This window comes from Mesorhizobium sp. USDA 3734, from assembly GCF_056279665.1.
On sequence record NZ_JBWCCW010000001.1, the window covers coordinates 3,786,511 to 3,803,568 of the forward strand.

At 61.9% G+C, this 17,058-nt stretch carries 20 protein-coding genes; 3 read left to right on the plus strand and 17 right to left on the minus strand.

The genetic code is table 11. The annotated features are described in order from the left end of the window. Positions 1–31: 31 nt before the first annotated feature. The 13 genes from ACZ89F_RS18655 to rpoZ all read right to left on the minus strand — a co-directional run bounded on the left by ACZ89F_RS18655 (position 32) and on the right by rpoZ (position 11,709). The gene (locus ACZ89F_RS18655; protein WP_476093407.1) at positions 32–550 is read right to left on the minus strand and encodes a PaaI family thioesterase; all 519 of its coding nucleotides are present in this window, start codon (positions 548–550) and stop codon (positions 32–34) included. After that, positions 547–1,323, minus strand: coding sequence for a DNA repair protein RecO (recO, locus tag ACZ89F_RS18660; RefSeq protein WP_476093408.1), 777 nt, complete (start codon positions 1,321–1,323; stop codon positions 547–549). The genes ACZ89F_RS18655 and recO overlap by 4 nt, the downstream gene beginning before the upstream one ends. A gap of 136 nt (positions 1,324–1,459) precedes the next feature. Next, positions 1,460–2,596: a porin gene (locus ACZ89F_RS18665; protein WP_126068546.1), complete on the minus strand. Its 1,137-nt coding sequence runs from the start codon at positions 2,594–2,596 to the stop codon at positions 1,460–1,462. Positions 2,597–3,180: 584 nt separating this feature from the next. Further along, the gene (locus tag ACZ89F_RS18670; RefSeq protein ID WP_476093409.1) at positions 3,181–4,077 is read right to left on the minus strand and encodes an aminoglycoside phosphotransferase family protein; all 897 of its coding nucleotides are present in this window, start codon (positions 4,075–4,077) and stop codon (positions 3,181–3,183) included. A 9-nt stretch (positions 4,078–4,086) separates the two neighbouring features. Then, the gene (era, locus tag ACZ89F_RS18675; RefSeq protein WP_476093411.1) at positions 4,087–5,013 is read right to left on the minus strand and encodes a GTPase Era; all 927 of its coding nucleotides are present in this window, start codon (positions 5,011–5,013) and stop codon (positions 4,087–4,089) included. After that, complete coding sequence (gene rnc, locus ACZ89F_RS18680; protein ID WP_476093412.1) at positions 5,010–5,765, minus strand: ribonuclease III; 756 nt, start codon at positions 5,763–5,765, stop codon at positions 5,010–5,012. Before rnc ends, era begins: the two co-directional genes overlap by 4 nt. Beyond that, positions 5,765–6,514, minus strand: a complete 750-nt coding sequence (gene lepB, locus ACZ89F_RS18685; protein ID WP_109663347.1) for a signal peptidase I — start codon at positions 6,512–6,514, stop codon at positions 5,765–5,767. The genes rnc and lepB overlap by 1 nt, the downstream gene beginning before the upstream one ends. 77 nt (positions 6,515–6,591) lie before the next feature. After that, positions 6,592–7,005 (minus strand): holo-ACP synthase, encoded by a 414-nt coding sequence (acpS, locus tag ACZ89F_RS18690; RefSeq protein ID WP_056580473.1) that lies wholly within the window; start codon positions 7,003–7,005, stop codon positions 6,592–6,594. Next, the gene (locus ACZ89F_RS18695) at positions 7,002–7,601 is read right to left on the minus strand and encodes a DUF2062 domain-containing protein (protein ID WP_476093413.1); all 600 of its coding nucleotides are present in this window, start codon (positions 7,599–7,601) and stop codon (positions 7,002–7,004) included. Before ACZ89F_RS18695 ends, acpS begins: the two co-directional genes overlap by 4 nt. A gap of 255 nt (positions 7,602–7,856) precedes the next feature. Then, complete coding sequence (locus tag ACZ89F_RS18700) at positions 7,857–8,258, minus strand: VOC family protein (RefSeq protein ID WP_476093414.1); 402 nt, start codon at positions 8,256–8,258, stop codon at positions 7,857–7,859. A 45-nt stretch (positions 8,259–8,303) separates the two neighbouring features. Beyond that, positions 8,304–8,882: an orotate phosphoribosyltransferase gene (gene pyrE, locus ACZ89F_RS18705; protein ID WP_476093415.1), complete on the minus strand. Its 579-nt coding sequence runs from the start codon at positions 8,880–8,882 to the stop codon at positions 8,304–8,306. A 65-nt stretch (positions 8,883–8,947) separates the two neighbouring features. Then, the gene (locus ACZ89F_RS18710) at positions 8,948–11,176 is read right to left on the minus strand and encodes a RelA/SpoT family protein (RefSeq protein ID WP_136621234.1); all 2,229 of its coding nucleotides are present in this window, start codon (positions 11,174–11,176) and stop codon (positions 8,948–8,950) included. Positions 11,177–11,307: 131 nt separating this feature from the next. Beyond that, the gene (rpoZ, locus tag ACZ89F_RS18715; protein WP_476093416.1) at positions 11,308–11,709 is read right to left on the minus strand and encodes a DNA-directed RNA polymerase subunit omega; all 402 of its coding nucleotides are present in this window, start codon (positions 11,707–11,709) and stop codon (positions 11,308–11,310) included. A gap of 327 nt (positions 11,710–12,036) precedes the next feature. On the opposite strand from rpoZ, the gene ACZ89F_RS18720 reads away from it, so the two are divergent. Next, positions 12,037–12,618, plus strand: a complete 582-nt coding sequence (locus ACZ89F_RS18720) for a LabA-like NYN domain-containing protein (protein ID WP_010915096.1) — start codon at positions 12,037–12,039, stop codon at positions 12,616–12,618. Positions 12,619–12,629: 11 nt separating this feature from the next. Further along, positions 12,630–13,286, plus strand: coding sequence for a uracil-DNA glycosylase (locus ACZ89F_RS18725; protein WP_476093417.1), 657 nt, complete (start codon positions 12,630–12,632; stop codon positions 13,284–13,286). A 9-nt stretch (positions 13,287–13,295) separates the two neighbouring features. On the opposite strand, the gene ACZ89F_RS18730 is transcribed toward ACZ89F_RS18725, so the two are convergent. Continuing rightward, a complete protein-coding gene (locus tag ACZ89F_RS18730; RefSeq protein WP_476093418.1) occupies positions 13,296–14,309 on the minus strand; it encodes a zinc-binding alcohol dehydrogenase family protein in 1,014 nt (337 codons plus the stop codon). A 110-nt stretch (positions 14,310–14,419) separates the two neighbouring features. Between ACZ89F_RS18730 and ACZ89F_RS18735 the strand changes: the two genes are divergently transcribed. Further along, positions 14,420–14,782 carry a winged helix-turn-helix transcriptional regulator gene (locus ACZ89F_RS18735; RefSeq protein ID WP_476093419.1) on the plus strand — a complete coding sequence of 121 codons (363 nt, stop codon included), beginning with the start codon at positions 14,420–14,422 and terminating at the stop codon, positions 14,780–14,782. 28 nt (positions 14,783–14,810) lie between these two features. Here ACZ89F_RS18735 and ACZ89F_RS18740 read toward each other — a convergent pair whose 3' ends face one another. From ACZ89F_RS18740 to dapA, 3 genes are read right to left on the minus strand one after another with little or no spacing between them, the layout of a single operon-like run. Further along, positions 14,811–15,548 (minus strand): glycoside hydrolase family 25 protein, encoded by a 738-nt coding sequence (locus tag ACZ89F_RS18740; protein WP_476093420.1) that lies wholly within the window; start codon positions 15,546–15,548, stop codon positions 14,811–14,813. A 14-nt stretch (positions 15,549–15,562) separates the two neighbouring features. Next, a complete protein-coding gene (gene smpB, locus ACZ89F_RS18745) occupies positions 15,563–16,042 on the minus strand; it encodes an SsrA-binding protein SmpB (protein ID WP_013532594.1) in 480 nt (159 codons plus the stop codon). Positions 16,043–16,067: 25 nt separating this feature from the next. Further along, on the minus strand, positions 16,068–16,949 hold the full coding sequence (dapA, locus tag ACZ89F_RS18750) for a 4-hydroxy-tetrahydrodipicolinate synthase (RefSeq protein ID WP_476093421.1): 882 nt from the start codon (positions 16,947–16,949) through the stop codon (positions 16,068–16,070). Positions 16,950–17,058 lie beyond the last annotated feature (109 nt).

Genomic DNA, 17,058 nt, shown 5'->3' on the forward strand with positions numbered 1-17,058 from the left:
GTTCAAATGCGGCGGCCAAACGACCCGAAACTTAACGCGCCGCCAGATTGGCGGCCGGAAAGATCGAGCATGTTTCGGTGCCGAAAGCCAGCAGCTTGCCGGCGGCATCCTTCAACGTCGCCTCCGACACGGCCAATGTGCGACCCTTGTGGACGACTTTGCCCTCGCAGACCACCTCGCCGGTCTTCGGCGTGATCGGCCGCGTCAAATTCACCTTGAACTCCGCCGTCGTGTAGGCTTCGCCCTTTTCGAGCAGCGTCTGCACGGCGCAGGCCAGTGCCGAATCGAGCAGCGTCGCCGCCCAGCCGCCATGCACGCTGCCCAGCGGGTTGAGGTGGCGCTCGTTGGGCACGCCGCGGAACACGGCACGGCCTTCCGACACTTCGGTCAGTGCGAAGCTGAGCTGGAAGGAGATCGGCGGTGCCGGATACTTGCCGTCGACAATGCGCTGCAGCAGTTCCAGACCGGTGTATTTCAGGATGTCGGTGTGCGGAATGGTGCCGAGGCCGAGCGGCGAGACCCGGCCCGGATAAAGTTCGACCACGCTCATGTGATGATTTCTCTGGCTGCGTCTCCGCCGGCTATGGCCTTGCCCCGCGCGTGGTGTTTGCGCAAGGCGGCGAGGAAGCCGGCGCGAGCGTCAGGCGGCTCGATGCCGCGCGGCTCATAGACGTGGCGGGTGAAGAAGAAGCCGGTCAGCCGGAAGGCGTCGTCGACCGCCGCCGCATCGGCGCGCAGGCCGGAGCCCCGCAGCAGAAAGGCCGGCAGAGCCAGCATCTTGTCGCGCCATGGCAAGCCTGCTTCGCGCGATACCGCGCGACCCGATTTTGGCGAGACATAGGCCAGGTCCTGCCGCGTGCCGGTCGCGGCGCATTGACCGAGATCGAGGCCGAAGCCGAGTTCGTCCAGCACCAGAAGCTCGAAGCGCGCCACCAGTTCGCCGGCTGCATCGGCATCGTCGAGATGGACGATCATCACGGCAAGCGTTTCGTAAAGGCCTTCATGGGCGTCGCGCTCGGGCAACAGGCGCAGATGCGCGGCCATGGTCTGCAGCCCGTAGACGGCCACCGCGCTGTCCATCAGCCGGGCCGCGTTCATCTCGATCGCCTCGGCCTGGAACGTGCCGAGATGCTCGTCAAGGCGCGCCCGCCACAGCAGGTCAACACGATTGCCGGGTTGGAGGACAGGCTGCTGCTTGCGCGAACGGCCGCCACGAACAAGGCCGAGATGACGGCCATGCGCGCGCGTCATCACCTCGAGAATGGCGCTGGTTTCGCCATGCTTGCGGGTGCCGAGAATGATTCCCTCGTCGCGCCATTCCATTTCCGGAGCTTTTCACCGGTTGGATGGCGAAATCAAGATGAGGCCCCGATATCAGGCAGGCCGAGACCCGCAGACGTCAATGAAAAACCGCCCGCAGCAATACGCTGCGGGCGGGCTGGTAAGGTCAGTCGATCTGTTAGAAATTGCGCTGGAAGCGGACGATGCCGCCGACGCTGCTCTTCTTGTCGGCCTTGGTCCAGTTGTTGAAGTCGACGTCGTCGAATTTTCCTGCATTGAGGTAATCGACTTCAGCCGTGATCGTGTAGCCGGGCACAATGGTGTAGGCCACGTTTGCAGCGACGCCGAGGTTCTTCCAGTCGTCATAGGAGACCTGGGCGTTGAACGAGGTCTTGTCGTTGAACTTGTAGGTGCCGCCGCCCCAGATCGCCCAGTTTCCGCCCCACGGCTTGTATTGGGTACGGCCTGTGCCGAAGTCGTTGATGTTGTCGTTGGTGCCGTAGCCGCCCATGACGAACAGCGAGAGTTCCTTGGTGACGGTGACGTCCAAACGAACCTTGCCGGACACTTCCTCGTAGTTGCTGTCATAGGCGACAACGCCGGTGATCGCACCCCAGTCGGCCTTGTACTTCAAGCCGCCGACGACATGCGGGACGTAGCTGTCGATCGTGTTGACGCCAGTGCCTTCTTCGAGCGAGACCACGCCCGTGAAGCCGCTGCCAGCGTCGAAGTAGTAGCTGATGAGATTGGTATCCTTGACACCATACGGGATGAGCGTGTCCTGGATGACATTGCCGGCATAACCGATGAACTGGTCATATACCGTTTCATCCTTACCGACGCGCAGGCCACCGAGCTGAATCCAGGCGAAGTTGAGGGTAGTGGCCTTGTTGCCGGCCTGCCAGCCAGTGCCGTCACCTGAATAGTCGCCCGAGGAGTTACCGAACTGAAAACGGGTCTCGGTAAAGGTCTTCAACGTGCCGAGTTCGGTTTCCTGGCCGGTATAAGTCCTCAGCGTGAAGCGCATGTTCTTGTAGTAGGTGTCGTGCCTATCGCCGTCCATGTGATCGGCAACGTTATTGGCACCATCCAGCGAGCCGGAATCGCCGACGCCCATGTCGTAGCGGAGGTAGCCGCCGATGCGCAGGCAGGTCTCGGTGCCCGGGATGTAGAAGTAGCCGGCGCCGTAGACGTCGCAAATCTTGACGTATTCGGCCGGTTCCGGTTCGGCGACGACGACAGCGTCGGCGGCGCGTGCGCCACTGACCGCGATCAGTGCCGCGGCTGAGCCGAGAAGGAGGCTCTTGATGTTCATTTTCTGACCTCTCCAGTCAAAGTTTTAAATGGCTTCGGATTTGTGGCTGGCGGCAATGTTTTCCCGCCTCACCCCCACAACGAAAAAGGCTCGCATCGCGTCCCCTTTTCGAGGGCGAACATACCCATCGATCTTCTGCCTTCAATGACGATTTCGGAAATAACGCCGTTTCCGCAAACAGAATAATGCTGTGTTGCACAAATAACACTTATTCAACATACCGATGGCACAATCGGCACAACGTCATATATTCAATATATATCGGGATAATTTCGTGGCTAATTATACTCCCGATGGGTCATTCTTCTATAATATCACCAAGAATACGAAATAAATGCCCATTTCTCGTGAAAATCACCTGATTGTTGTCCGTCCGCCGATCATCGGATGACTCCAATCCGGCAAATCGTGCTCTGGCGTTGTGACGAAACGCCGGGCGACACCGACCAGGCCGCTTGGCTTCTTGCCGAAGCGATCGAAACGCACCGAGGCGCGCTGTCGCGTTCCGATTGTGACAACCGCCAACCGTTGAAGACGATTCCTCAGCAGCGCGCCGCTGGTGGCGAAAAACCGGCTTGGGTCGCTCAAGTCCGCTGCGCGTGATCGGCAAGCACTTCATCGATCACATGTCGGGATTTTTCAATCTCGACAGAATTGACGTCGATCTGTCCGGCGACCGTGATCAGCGCCTTCCACAGCGTCCAGCCACGACCGCGCGCCCACATCGCCTCGTCGGCCGGAAGGCCGGCACGAAACGCCTCCCGGCTTTTGCCTTCAAACAATGTCCACGCAATCGCCAGATCGCAGGCGGGATCGCCGACGCCGGAGGTTCCGAAGTCGATCACCGCACTCAACCGGCCTTGCCTGACCAGCAGATTTCCCCAACTGACGTCACCGTGGAACCAGACCGGCGCGCCTTGCCATGGTGCGGCAAGCGCTGCTTCCCAAACCGCGCTTGCGGCATCCGTATCGATCTTGCCGGCGAGGGCAGCAATCGCGTGCCGGGCTTCACCGTCATAGACGCTGAGTGGTCCACCGCGAAAGAAATTGTGTTGTCCCGGCGCAGGTCCGCCGGTGGCATCGATCCGTTGCAAGGCGATCAGGAACGTGGCCAGGTCGGCCGCGAATTGCGACAGGCCGGCAATACGCTCCCGCTTTGCCGTCTCGCCTTCGATCCAGCGGTAGACGGACCAATGCCAGGGATAGTTTTCGGCCGGCGCCCCCAGCGCCAATGGCGTGGGGATCGGCAGCGGCAACAAGGGCGCCAGCCTCGGCAGCCAGCGATGTTCCTTTTCCACTTGCAGGGAATAGGCCGCGGCACTCGGCAGCCGCACGGTCATCTCGTCGCCCAGCTGAAAGGTCCTGTTGTCCCAGCCGCCCGATGCAACGGGCTTGATCGCAAGATCCTTCCACTGGGGAAATTGCGTGGCCACCAATCGGCTGACGAGCGCTGCGTCGATGTTCGGCTTGCTGTCGTCCATGGACCGTAGTTAGCGCGGAAACTCGAGCCCCATCTCGCGGTAGCGCTCGGGGTCGTCGCCCCAGTTCTCGCGCACCTTGACGAACAGGAACAGGTGCACCTTCTGCTCGAGGATGCCTGCTATCTCCATGCGCGACGCCTGGCCGATGGCGCGGATGGTCTCGCCCTTGTGGCCGAGAACGATCTTCTTCTGGCTGTCGCGCTCGACATAGATGGTCTGGTCGATGCGCACCGAGCCATCCGGCTTCTCTTCCCATTTCTCGGTCTCGATATGTGAGGAATAGGGCAGTTCCTGATGCAGCCTGAGATAAAGCTTCTCGCGCGTGATCTCGGCCGCGAGCTGGCGCATCGGCAGGTCGGAAATCTGGTCTTCCGGATAGTACCAGGGGCCGACAGGCAGAGCCTCGGCCAGATAATCGAGTACGTCCTTGCAGCCGGAACCGGTGAGCGCCGAAACCATGAAGGTGCGCTTGAACGGCACCCTTTCGTTCGCTGCCGCCGACAAGGCCAGCAGCGCCTCATGCTTGACCCGGTCGACCTTGTTGAGGATCAGCACCATTGGCTGGCGCACATCCTTCAGCCGTTCGAGGATGGCGTCGGCGTCACCCCGGATGCCGCGCTCGGCGTCGATCAAAAGCAGCACGATATCGGCGTCCTTGGCCCCGCCCCAGGCGGTGGTCACCATCGCCGTGTCCAGCCTCCGCTTCGGCTTGAAGATGCCGGGCGTGTCGACGAAAACGATCTGCGCATTGTCATGCGTGGCGATGCCGCGCACGATGGCGCGCGTCGTCTGCACCTTGTGCGTGACAATCGACACCTTGGCGCCGACCAGCTGGTTGACCAGCGTCGACTTGCCTGCATTGGGCGCGCCGATCAGCGCGACGAAGCCGGAATGCGTGGGGACAGCTTCCGTTGCTGGCTCTTCGGTGGCGGTCATGCCGCACTCCCTTCATTAGGGCGCCGCGCGCCCTCCGATTTCTGGGTCGATGTATCGACCCAGACGCCTTCGCGCAAAAGAAATGCCGAAGCTGCCGCTTCTTCGGCGGCCCTGCGGGAACCGCCAGTGCCGCTTATCGGCGCAAAGCCGCGGACCTGCAAGGATACCGTGAAGACGGGTTGGTGATCCGGGCCTTCGCGTTTTTCGATCACATATTCGGGGCGCGCATCGCTGGTCTTGGCAATCCATTCCTGCAAATCGGATTTCGGATTGAGCGGCTTTGCCACGACGGTGCGCGAGCGCGGCTCCCAGTAGCGCAGGACGAACCGCCTCGCGGCGTCGATGCCACCGTCAACGTAAACCGCCGCGATCAGAGCTTCGACCGCATCCGCCAGGTAGTTTCCGCCCGAGCCACGCGAGCGCATCTTCAAGGCAGCATCGGCCCGGACCAGATCCTCGAGCTGCATCTCGATACCGATCTCGGAGCATGTCCGCGCATCCACCAGCGCATTGAAGCGTGGCGCGATCTCACCTTCCGGCGCGTCGGGAAATTTTTCGAAAAGCATATCGGCAACGATAAGCCCAAGCACGCGGTCGCCAAGGAATTCGAGACGCTGATTGTTGCTGGCCGCCTTGACCGCACTGGAATGCGTCAGTGCAGTCTCAAGCAACCGGATGTCCTGGAAGACATGACCGGTCTTGGCTTTGACCACACCGGCCAGTGTTTCGCCTGTCGGGCGCTTCAAAGCCATCAATTGACGAAGTGGAACAGGCGCGAAGCGCGCATTAGCGACGGCCATTTCCAGATTTCGAGCGGGCTCGCCTTGCCGGCGATCGAGAAGAAGACAAGATTGGCGCGGCCAACCAGATTTTCCTCGGGAACGTAGCCGACGGTGAAACGGCTGTCGGCGGAATTGTCCCTGTTATCGCCCATCATGAAATAATGGCCAGGCGGCACGTCGAATTCGCGCGTGTTGTCGCCGATCGAGTTCGAATTCAAGTCGAGCGTGTCGTAGCTGACGCCGTTGGGCAGGGTTTCGCGATAGACGTCGATCGGGCGCGATTCTTCGGTGATGTCGGGATTGTCGATCTGGCCGGTTTTCACGCGCGGCACGCCAACGCCATTGATGAACAGCTGACCGTCCTTGACCTGGATCTTGTCGCCAGGCAGGCCGACCACGCGCTTGATGTAGTCGACAGACGGATCAGGCGGGAACTTGAACACCGCCACGTCGCCGCGCTTCGGCTCGGAGCCCCAGATGCGGCCCGAAAAAATGTCGGGGCCGAAAGGCAGCGAATAGCGCGAATAGCCGTAGGACCATTTGGTGACGAACAGATAGTCGCCTTCCAGAAGCGTCGGCCGCATTGATCCCGACGGGATCGAAAAAGGCTGGAACAGCAGCGTGCGGATGACCAGGGCGAGCAAAAGCGCCTGGACGATGACGCTGACGGTCTCGCCAAGCCCGCCGGATTTCTTCTCTGATTTTTCAGCCACGCTCATGTCGTCCTCGATTGTGCGTTGGATGGTATAGAGTCTCGGCGCGCGCTGGGCAACGTCATGCCGGTCGTCAGATGCAATCAATGTGGCGCTTCTTCGACGGGCAACGCCTCGATGATCACAAAGGCTTGAGCAAGCGGGAAATCATCCGTGATGGTGAGATGGATCGCCGCCCGATGACCCTTTGGCAGGATTTTGTCCAGACGAGCCTGCGCCCCTCCAGTCAGTGCCATGGTCGGCGCGCCACTGGGCAGGTTGACGACACCCATGTCGCGCCAGAACACGCCCTGAGCCAGACCAGTGCCAAGCGCCTTGGCGCAGGCCTCCTTGGCGGCGAAACGCTTGGCATAGGAGGCCGCACGCGCCCGGCGCCCTTCAGAGCGGGCCTGCTCAAGGTCGGTGTAGATTCTCTGGATGAAACGCTGGCCGTGACGCTCCAGTGACTTTTCGATGCGTCTGATATCGATCAGGTCGCTGCCGATGCCGATGATCATCGTGCGGCGGAACCGATGCTTGCGCTGGGATGAGACGATTGCGCATGCCGGACCGCGCGCTCGGCCAGACGCTTGCGCCGCTGCTCGCGGAAGGCGTTCATGCCCCATCGCGTGATGGCGTAGAACAACAGCCCGAAGACCAGCCCGAGCGGCACCGCGCCGATCAGCATCGGCTCAAGGATAGGTTTCCACAATTGTGTAAAGGAGAGGTTATGCAGCATCTCGCCCAGATGCGCCGGCGGGCCGTGCGCCGGCAACCGATCATGCAAGATGAGCTTGCCTGTTTCCCAGGATGCACCCCACAGCAACGGGAAAGTCAGCGGGTTGCCGAAAAAAACCGCGCCCAGGGCCGCCGCCACCAGATTTCCGGCAATCACCCAGCACAGGATGGCGGCAATGATGAAATGGAAACCGACGGGAAAGAAAGAGGCGAAGACGCCGGCCGCAACGCCGGCCGCCACCGCATGCGGTGTGGCCTTCAGCCGCAGGATGCGCTTGGAAAAATACTGAAGAGAGCGCGAAAACGAGCGGCGCGGCCAAAGGTAGGTACGCACACGCTCGAAAAGGCCATCAGGCTTGCGGCGTCGAAAAAGCACTCTGTTCCCGTTCCACAGCTCCCGCGCCAGCAGCTTAAGCCGGACGTGACAGCCACATCTTGCGCTTGACGATCACCCAATGGCAATCGCAACCTTATATAACGACGCGCTGACGCAAGAACAACCAAACACCGAATGTGCGGCGCGCGCTGTTGCCGCCCTTCGGGTGGCAGGTCTTGCTTCGAACATTGGACAATCGCGGCGAATTTAAGGAGCCGGCAGTCGCATCGCCGAAAGGCGCAGCGTCGCAGACGGCTACGGCAGATATTCGCTAACCTCGACCAGATTGCTGTCCGGGTCGCGGAAATAGACCGACATCATCCGACCTCGGGCCCCGATACGTTCGACCGGCCCGACTTCCACGACAACCCCATTGGCCGCCAGGCTGGCGCATATCTCGGCGAGCGGCCGGGTAGTGATGAGGCAGAAATCGCCTGATCCGGGCGTTGGCGACTTCGCCTTCGGCTCGAAGGTGCGGTCGACCTCATGCACGTTGATCTTCTGGGTGCCGAAAGCCAGCGCCGTCGGCCGGCCCGGCGTATCGATGCGCTCAAAGCCAAGCACATGCTGATAAAAGGCGCAGGTTACTTCCAGCGAAGCGACCGTCAGCACGAAATGATCGATGCCGGCGATCATCACCAATTTGTCTTCATGCATGTCGTTGCCCCAAAACCGCTGCACACTTTTGGGCGACATGCACGGTCAGATATTGCGGCTGCCGGGCTTGACCGCCGGGATGGCGGCCAGCTCCGGCGGCAGCCGGTCGGCCGGATAGGCCGGAACCTCATATTCGGCGAGCGCGATCAGCGGCACGCCGACGTCGGTCTTGCCGGCCGAACGGTCGATGATGCAGGCGGCGGCAACCACTTCGGCGCCAAGCTCGCGCAGGCACTCGATGGTCTCGCGGATCGACAGGCCGGTGGTGACTATGTCCTCGACGATGACGACACGCGCGCCCCTGGCGATCTCGAAGCGGCGCAGGCGGAACTCGCCCCCTTCCCGCTCGACCCAGATCGCCGGCACGCCGAGATGGCGCGAGGTCTCGTAAGCCGGGATCAGTCCGCCGATCGCGGGGCCAACGACATAGTCGATCTTGCCAGGCACTGCCGTGCGTATCTTCTCGGCCAGCGCCCTGCACAGTCGCTCGGTCTTGTCGGCATGCATGAACACGCGTGCCTTCTGCAGGAAGACCGGACTGCGCAGGCCCGACGTCAAAATGAAATGCCCTTCCAGAACAGCACCCGCCTCGCGGAAAATGCCCAGCACTTCATCGGTGTTCATGTCTGCCTCTTTTGATTGACCATGATCTTGTCCGAAAACCGGTCCCCACTTTTCGGGATCATGGTCTAGCCGTTCACGCGCCTTGCATCGCTGACGCTCGAATTGTCCTTGAGCTGCGACAGCAGCCGGTTGAGGTGCTTCAGATCCCAGACTTCGAGATCGATCAGCATTTCAGTGAAGTCCGGCGCGGTGCGCACCATCGACAGCGTATGGATGTTGGCGTCGTTCGACGCAACGACCTGGGCGATATCGGCGAGCGAACCCGGCGCATTGATGGCGGTGACCGAGACGCGCGCCGGAAACCGCTCCTTGGTGCGCTCGTCAATGTCCCAGCGCACGTCGATCCAGCGCTCGGGCTGGTCGTCGAACGCCTGCAGCGCCGGCGACTGGATCGGATAGATGGTGATGCCGGTGCCCGGTTGGACGATGCCGACGATGCGGTCGCCAGGCACTGCTCCTTCCGGCGCGAAACGCACCGGCAGGTCGCCGCGCACGCCGCGGATCGGCACGGCGCCATCGCGCGGCTGGTCCTTGTCCTTGCGCGCGGCACGGCCCGGAATCTGGAACAGCATGCCGGCGGCATTGCGGATCTTCGACCAGCCCTCCTCGCGCGGCTTGGGTGCGGCCGTGGTGACGCGCTCGTCCTTGTAGTCGGGGAATACCGCCTTCATGACGTCGGCGGAGGCAAGCTCGCCACGCCCGACCGAGGCCAGCACATCCTCGATGTCCTTGCGCGCCAGCCGGTGCAGCACCTGCTTCAGGCTCTCCTTGGTGAAAGTCTTGCCGGCGCGCTCGAAGGCGCGTTCCAGGATGCGGATGCCGAGGCCCGAATACTGCTTGCGGATGGCGTTCTTGGTGGCCCGGCGGATGGCCGAGCGTGCCTTGCCGGTGACGACGACCGATTCCCACGCCGCCGGCGGCACCTGTGCCTTGGAGCGGATGATCTCGACCTCGTCGCCGTTCTTCAGTTCCGTCATCAGCGGCATGATGCGGCCGTTGACCTTGGCACCGACGCAGGTGTCGCCTACATCGGTATGCACCGCATAGGCAAAGTCGATCGGTGTCGCGCCGCGCGGCAGCGCAATCAGCATGCCTTTCGGGGTGAAGCAGAACACCTGGTCCTGGAACAGCTCCAGCTTGGTGTTTTCGAGAAAGTCCTCCGGATTGTCGCCCTCGGCTAGCTGCTCGATGGTGCGCCGCAGCCAGGCATAGGCGTTGGTCTCCTTCGAGATGGCGTGGGCAGCACCGTTCGTCTTGCCGCCGGTGTCCTTGTAGATCGAATGCGCAGCGACGCCGTATTCGGCGATCTTGTTCATCTGGTGGGTGCGGATCTGCAGTTCGACGCGCTGGCGCGACGGCCCGACGATGGTGGTGTGGATCGACCGGTAGTCGTTCTGCTTCGGCGTCGAGATGTAATCCTTGAAGCGGCCCGGAACCATCGACCATGTGGTGTGGATGGCGCCAAGCGCCCGGTAGCAATCCTCGACCGTGTCGACGACGACGCGGAAGCCGAAAATATCGGACAGCTGCTCGAACGACAGCGCCTTGGCCTCCATCTTGCGGAACACCGACCACGGCTTCTTCTGGCGGCTCTTCACACCTGCCTTGATCGCATGCTTTTCGAACAGCGTGGACAGCGCCTTCTCGATATCGGACAGCACATCCTTGTTGCGCTCGAAGATTTCGGCGAGCCGGGCGGTGACGGCGCGATAGGCTTCCGGATTGATATAGCGGAAGGCGAGCTCCTCCAGCTCCTCGCGCATGCCTTGCATGCCCATGCGCCCGGCCAGCGGCGCATAGATGTCCATCGTCTCCTCGGCGATGCGCAGGCGCTTGGCCTCCGGCATATGATCGAGGGTGCGCATGTTGTGCAGACGGTCGGCGAGCTTGACCAGAAGCACGCGGACATCTTCCGAAATCGCCAGCAGAAGCTTGCGCAGGTTTTCCGCCTGCTCGGCCTTCTTCGACACGAGGTCGAGCTTCTTCAGCTTGGTCAGTCCCTCGACCAGCTTGCCCATTTCGGGCCCGAACAGCTCGTCGATCTCGGCCCGCGTCGCGGTGGTGTCCTCGATGGTGTCGTGCAGCAGGGCGACCGCGATCGTCGCCTCGTCCATGTGCATTTCGGTGAGGATGGCGGCGACTTCGAGCGGATGCGAGAAATAGGGATCGCCGGAAGCGCGTTTCTGGTGGCCATGCTTCTGCATGGCATAGACGTAGGCCTTGTTGAGCAGCGCCTCGTTGACGTCAGGCTTGTAGCGCTGGACGCGCTCGACAAGCTCATACTGACGCATCATGGGCGGGATCTCGCAGCGGTGAAATGAATCATGCGCCGCACTGCTGTACGGCGCATGTCATAGATAGCCACGAAACTGCCGATACGGAAGTGCGGAAGATTGTTCCAGCGACCTTCGCAACAGTGGCTTGCTTAGTAGTCGTCGCTCTTTTCCGGCGGCACCAGGCCCTCGATGCCGGCTAGGAGATCTTCCTCGGTCATCCGGTCGAAGGTGATGTTCTCCTCGGCGTCATCGGCGTCGGTGGTCGCAACGGCGGCGCCGGTCTGATCGGCAATCGCCTCGCCATCGGCCTCGGGCTCGTCGACCTCGACGTGCTTCTGCAGCGAGTGGATCAGATCTTCCTTGAGGTCGTCGGGCGAAAGCGTCTCATCGGCGATCTCGCGCAGCGCCACGACCGGGTTCTTGTCGTTGTCACGCGGCACGGTGATCGGCGCGCCCTGGCTGATCTGGCGGGCGCGGTGGCCGGCCAAAAGCACCAGCTCGAAGCGGTTGTCGACCTTGTCGATGCAATCTTCAACGGTTACGCGGGCCATGGATGCCCCTTTCATGCGATGGATTTGATGGAAAACAGGCGCGGTCCATAACCCGAACGCCGCCAAAATACAAGCATCATGGCAATGGCGGGGCTGCGGGGCGCGCAATCCTTCGTTCGAACACCCGATTCGGTAAAACCTGCCTGTACTTATGCGTTCGGTGTCCCGATCACAATTGCTTGCAGTGCGGCAACACGCCCTTGGATTGCCGCGAAACTGGCGCTATCTCGGATGGTGTAGAGGTCAGCCGGTTTATTATGAGCCTGACCGAACGTCGCTATCGCATTTCGTTTAGACGGCCGTTTATTTCGAGAAGGAATATTTTCCATGTTCGACCCTCGTGAAAAAATCGCCCTATTCATCGACGGCGCCAATCTTTATGCGACGTCGCGTGCGCTCGGCTTCGACATCGACTATCGCAAGCTTCTGTCGAGCTTCCAGAAGCGTGGCTATCTGCTGCGCGCCTATTATTACACGGCACTTGTCGAGGATCAGGAATACTCCTCGATCCGTCCGCTGATCGACTGGCTCGACTATAACGGCTTCAAGGTGGTCACCAAGCCGGCCAAGGAATTCACCGACTCGACCGGCCGCCGCAAGATCAAGGGCAATATGGACATCGAGCTCACGGTCGATGCGCTGGAACTCGCCGATGTCGTCGACCACTACGTCATCTTTTCCGGCGACGGCGATTTCCGCACACTGGTCGAGGCGCTGCAGCGGCGTGGTCGCAAGGTGTCGATCGTCTCGACCATGGCCTCGCAGCCGCCGATGATCTCCGACGATCTGCGCCGCCAGGCCGACCATTTCATTGATCTGACAACGCTGAAGAATGAAGTCGGCCGCGATCCGTCCGAGCGGCCGGTGCGCCGGCCCGAGCCCGCCGAAGTCGACGAGGATGATTACTGAGGCCGGTCGCCTTGACCGCCCTTTCCGCCTCCGAACCCGGCCACGACTGCCCGCTCTGCCCGCGGCTGCACGATTTCATCGCCGAGTGGCGGCAGCGCGAACCATCCTGGTTCAATGCGCCGGTGCCGACTTTCCTGCCGCCGGAAGGCGACGCCGCGGTTCAGTTGCTGATCGTCGGGTTGGCGCCCGGGCTGCGCGGCGCCAACCGCACCGGGCGTCCTTTCACCGGCGACTATGCCGGCGACCTGCTCTACTCGACGCTGATTTCGCACGGCTTTGCCCGCGGCGAGTTCAAGGCGCGGCCAGATGACGGGCTGGAGCTCGTCGGCACGGCGATCACCAATGCGGTGCGCTGCGTGCCGCCTGAAAACAAGCCGGTGGGCGCCGAGATTTCCACCTGCAGGACATTCCTGGTGCCGACGATCGCTCGCTTTCCCAATTTGCGCGCCGTGCTGGCACTGGGATCGATCGCGCACCAGTCGACCGTGCGCGCATTGGGTGGGCGCGTCGCCGCCTACCCATTCAAGCATGGCGGGCAGCTACCGGCCGGCGGCATCACGCTGTTTTCGAGCTATCATTGCTCGCGCTACAACACCAACACCGGCGTGCTGACCGAAGCGATGTTCGTCAGCGTTTTCAGCCAGATAGCGGCGTTCCTGCGGACATAGCACCGCCCTTCAGAACCCTTCAAGCACGATCTTGCCCTTGGCCTTGCCGGTCTCGATCAGCGCATGGGCGCGCTTCAGATTGGCGGCATTGATAGGACCGAAGGTCTCGCCCAGCGTCGTGCGGATGGTGCCTGCGTCGACAAGCCGGGACAGTTCGTTCAGATGCTCACCCTGTGCGGCCATGTCCTGCGTCTCGAACAGTGAGCGGGTGAACATCAGTTCCCAATGGACCGAAACGCTCTTGCGCTTGAACGGATTGATGTCGAGCGTCTGGGGATCGTCGATCAATCCGAACCGGCCCTGTGGAGCGATCAATTCGGCGATCTCGGCCAGATGCCGGTCGGTGTTGGTTGTCGAGAACACAAAGGCCGGGGCGCCGATGCCGAGGGCTGCCACTTCAGCAGCGAGCGGCCTGGAGTGGTCGACGACATGATGGGCGCCAAGCCCAACAACCCAGTCGCGCGTCTCGGGCCTTGACGCGGTGGCGATGACAGTCAGATCGGTCAGTTGGCGCGCAAGCTGCACCGCGATCGAGCCGACGCCGCCGGCGCCGCCGATGATCAGGATGGCGTTTGCGACGCCCCTGACCGACTTCTTCACGTCAAGCCGGTCGAACAGCGCCTCAAAGGCGGTGATCGCCGTCAGCGGCAGCGCCGCCGCCTGCGGATAGTCGAGCGAGCCGGGCTTGTGGCCGACAAGGCGCTCGTCCACGAGGTGGAACTCGGCATTGGTGCCTTGCGGCGCCAGCGCACCGGAATAGAAGACATCATCACCCGCTTTGAACAGGCTGGCGTCCGGACCGGTCGCAACGACCCGGCCGGCGGCATCCCAGCCGAGCACCCGCCACGTTCCGGCTTCGGGTCTGGCGCTACGCCTGATCTTGGTGTCGACCGGATTGACCGAGATCGCCTTCACCTCGACCAGCAGTTGACGACCTTTCGGCTCTGGCTTGGGCAGGTCGATATCGACAAGGGAGGTCTCATCGGTGATGGGGGCTGGGATTTGATAGCCGACGGCGCGCATTTTGGTCTCCGCGATTGCTGTTGAGCGTTGTCTGGAGCAGAGATGCGGATTATGTGCGCCAAGTGCAAGAATGCACATATAGAGCACATAGTGTCGAAAAGGATACCGTTATGCCGCGCATTCGCCATGAGCGATTCGATTGCAGCCCCGGCTGCACCGTGGAGGGAGCGCTCCGCTATATCGACGGAAAGTGGAAGGGCGTCGTGCTCTATCACCTGTTCGAGGGTACGATGCGCTTCAACGAAATACGCCGGCGCATTCCGAACTGCACGCAGCGCATGCTGACCAACCAGTTGCGCGAACTGGAGATGGATGGGCTCATCGCCCGCAAGGTCTACGCGCAGGTGCCGCCGAAGGTGGAATACAGCCTGACACCGCGCGGCAGAAGCCTGGAGCCGGTGATCACCGCCCTGAAAATCTGGGGCGACGCCAATGTCACGCTGGCACCGGAGGTTTCCCAATCCGCAGCATGAAACGACGGCGAACGATATCTCTCAGTGATTAAGGGGAGTCACCGGGTTCCCGGGTGACCGGCGATGCAGCAGACAGCGCAGCCAAAACCGCCGGTCCACCCTGCAGCACGTTCAGGTCAACATCGCCATTGATGCCGTCGACGCGACCCCTGTTGTGGTATTGCCAGTAGACCCAGTCGCCGCGATCCGGCTCCAGAAGCAATGAACGAAGCCAGAGCGGGCGGGCGGCGATGCGTCCGGCATAGGTCTGTGCTGCCTCATCGGTGAGATAAACAATCGCAGGCTTGCCGAACGCTGCCTCGACAGGGACGAGGAACGCGGCCAGTTCGGCGCTCAGTTGTTCGGGCGTTGGCCGCTGCGGGCAGTTGCCGCCGAATTCGATGTCGACGACCGGCGGCAGCAGCGGCTGGTCGTGCGGCACCACCGAGATGAAATTCTTTGCCTGGTCGGCGCCAGGCCGGCAAAAGGTGAAAAAGTGATAGGCGCCGACGGCGAGACCGGCAGCGCGGGCCTCTTCCAGATTCCTCGCGAAGGCATCGTCCACATGATCGCCGCCTTCGGTCGCCTTGATGACGGCGAAGGCGACATCGTCGGCGGCTACACGCCGCCAGTCGATCTGACCCTGATGGTGGGAGACATCGATGCCCCTGACCGGATATTTATCGCGGTCCGGCGAGAATGCCCTGAAATAGAGATAGCCGCCTGCTGCGACGAAACAAACCAGGACCAGGCCGGCCAAACCGAAAAGGACAATCCGGTTCTTCAAACGAATGCCCCAGCCTACCCACGCTCTTTTAAGAGCCGACCCTTCTCGCGCGACCAGTCGCGCTGCTTCTCGGATTCGCGCTTGTCGTGCAGTTTCTTGCCGCGGCCGACGGCGAGCAGCAGCTTGGCGCGGCCCTGGTCGTTGAAATAAATCTTCAGCGGCACCAGCGTCATGCCTTCGCGGTCGACGCTCTGCGACAGTTTTGCCATCTCGCGCTTGTTGAGCAGCAGCTTGCGGCGCCGGCGCGGCTCATGGTTGAAGCGGTTGGCCTGCAGATATTCCGGCAGATAGGAATTGATCAGCCAGATCTCGCCGCCTTCGACCGAGGCATAGCTGTCCTGGATGTTGGCCTGGCCCTGGCGCAGCGACTTGACCTCGGTGCCGGTCAGCACCAGCCCGGCCTCGACCGTGTCGAGCACCTCGTAGGAAAACCGCGCCTTGCGGTTTTCCGAAACGGTCTTGTTGTTGGGATCGGCTTTTCTGACTTGATTCATGATGTGGAGAGGTGGCGCCTCATCGCTAATTAATCAAGCCGGCGTGCTTCATGGCCGCATCGATCTTCTCGGCGGTCGACTGTTCGACCGTGACAAGCGGCGAGCGCAGCACATTCTCGACCTTACCCAGCTTCGACAGCGCGTACTTGGCGCCGGAAACGCCAGGTTCCAGGAAGATGGCCTTGTGCAGCGGCAGCAGGCGATCCTGCAGATCCAGCGCCTTGGCGCTGTCGCCGGACAGTGTTGCTTCCTGGAATTCGGCGCAGAGCCGCGGCGCGACGTTCGAGGTCACCGAGATACAGCCGACGCCGCCATGCGCGTTGAAACCAAGCGCCGAAGCATCCTCGCCCGAAAGTTGGATGAAATCCTTGCCGCACGTGGCGCGCTGCTCGGAGACCCGTTCGACCTTGCCGGTGGCATCCTTGACGCCGACGATGTTCTTGAAGTCGTGCGCGAGCCGCCCCATCGTCTCCGGCATCATGTCGATCACCGAGCGCGGCGGGATGTTGTAGATGATGATCGGCAGCTTTGTCGCCCTGGCAACGGCAGCGAAGTGCTCGTACAGGCCGCGTTGTGTCGGCCTGTTGTAATAGGGCGTGACGACCAGGGCGGCATCGGCGCCGGCCTTCTCGGCATATTGAACGAGGCCAACGGCTTCCTCGGTGTTGTTGGAACCGGCGCCGGCAACGACCGGAACGCGGCCCTTGGCAACCTCGATGCACACCTTGACGACCTGGCGGTGCTCGTCATGCGACAGCGTCGGCGACTCGCCGGTCGTGCCCACGGGAACCAGTCCCGTCGTGCCCTCCGCGAGTTGCCATTCGACGAACGCACGAAAGGCTTTCTCGTCGAAACGCCCGCTCTTTTCGAACGGTGTCACGAGCGCAGTAAGCGAGCCTCTCAGCATATCGTCCAACTCCTTGGGACTTCTGGTATTTGCGGTGCGCGCCTTCTAGCCGAAAGCGAAGCGGCGCACCATAGTCTCGACATTGTTGCGCGGCAAGCATTGCCATGGT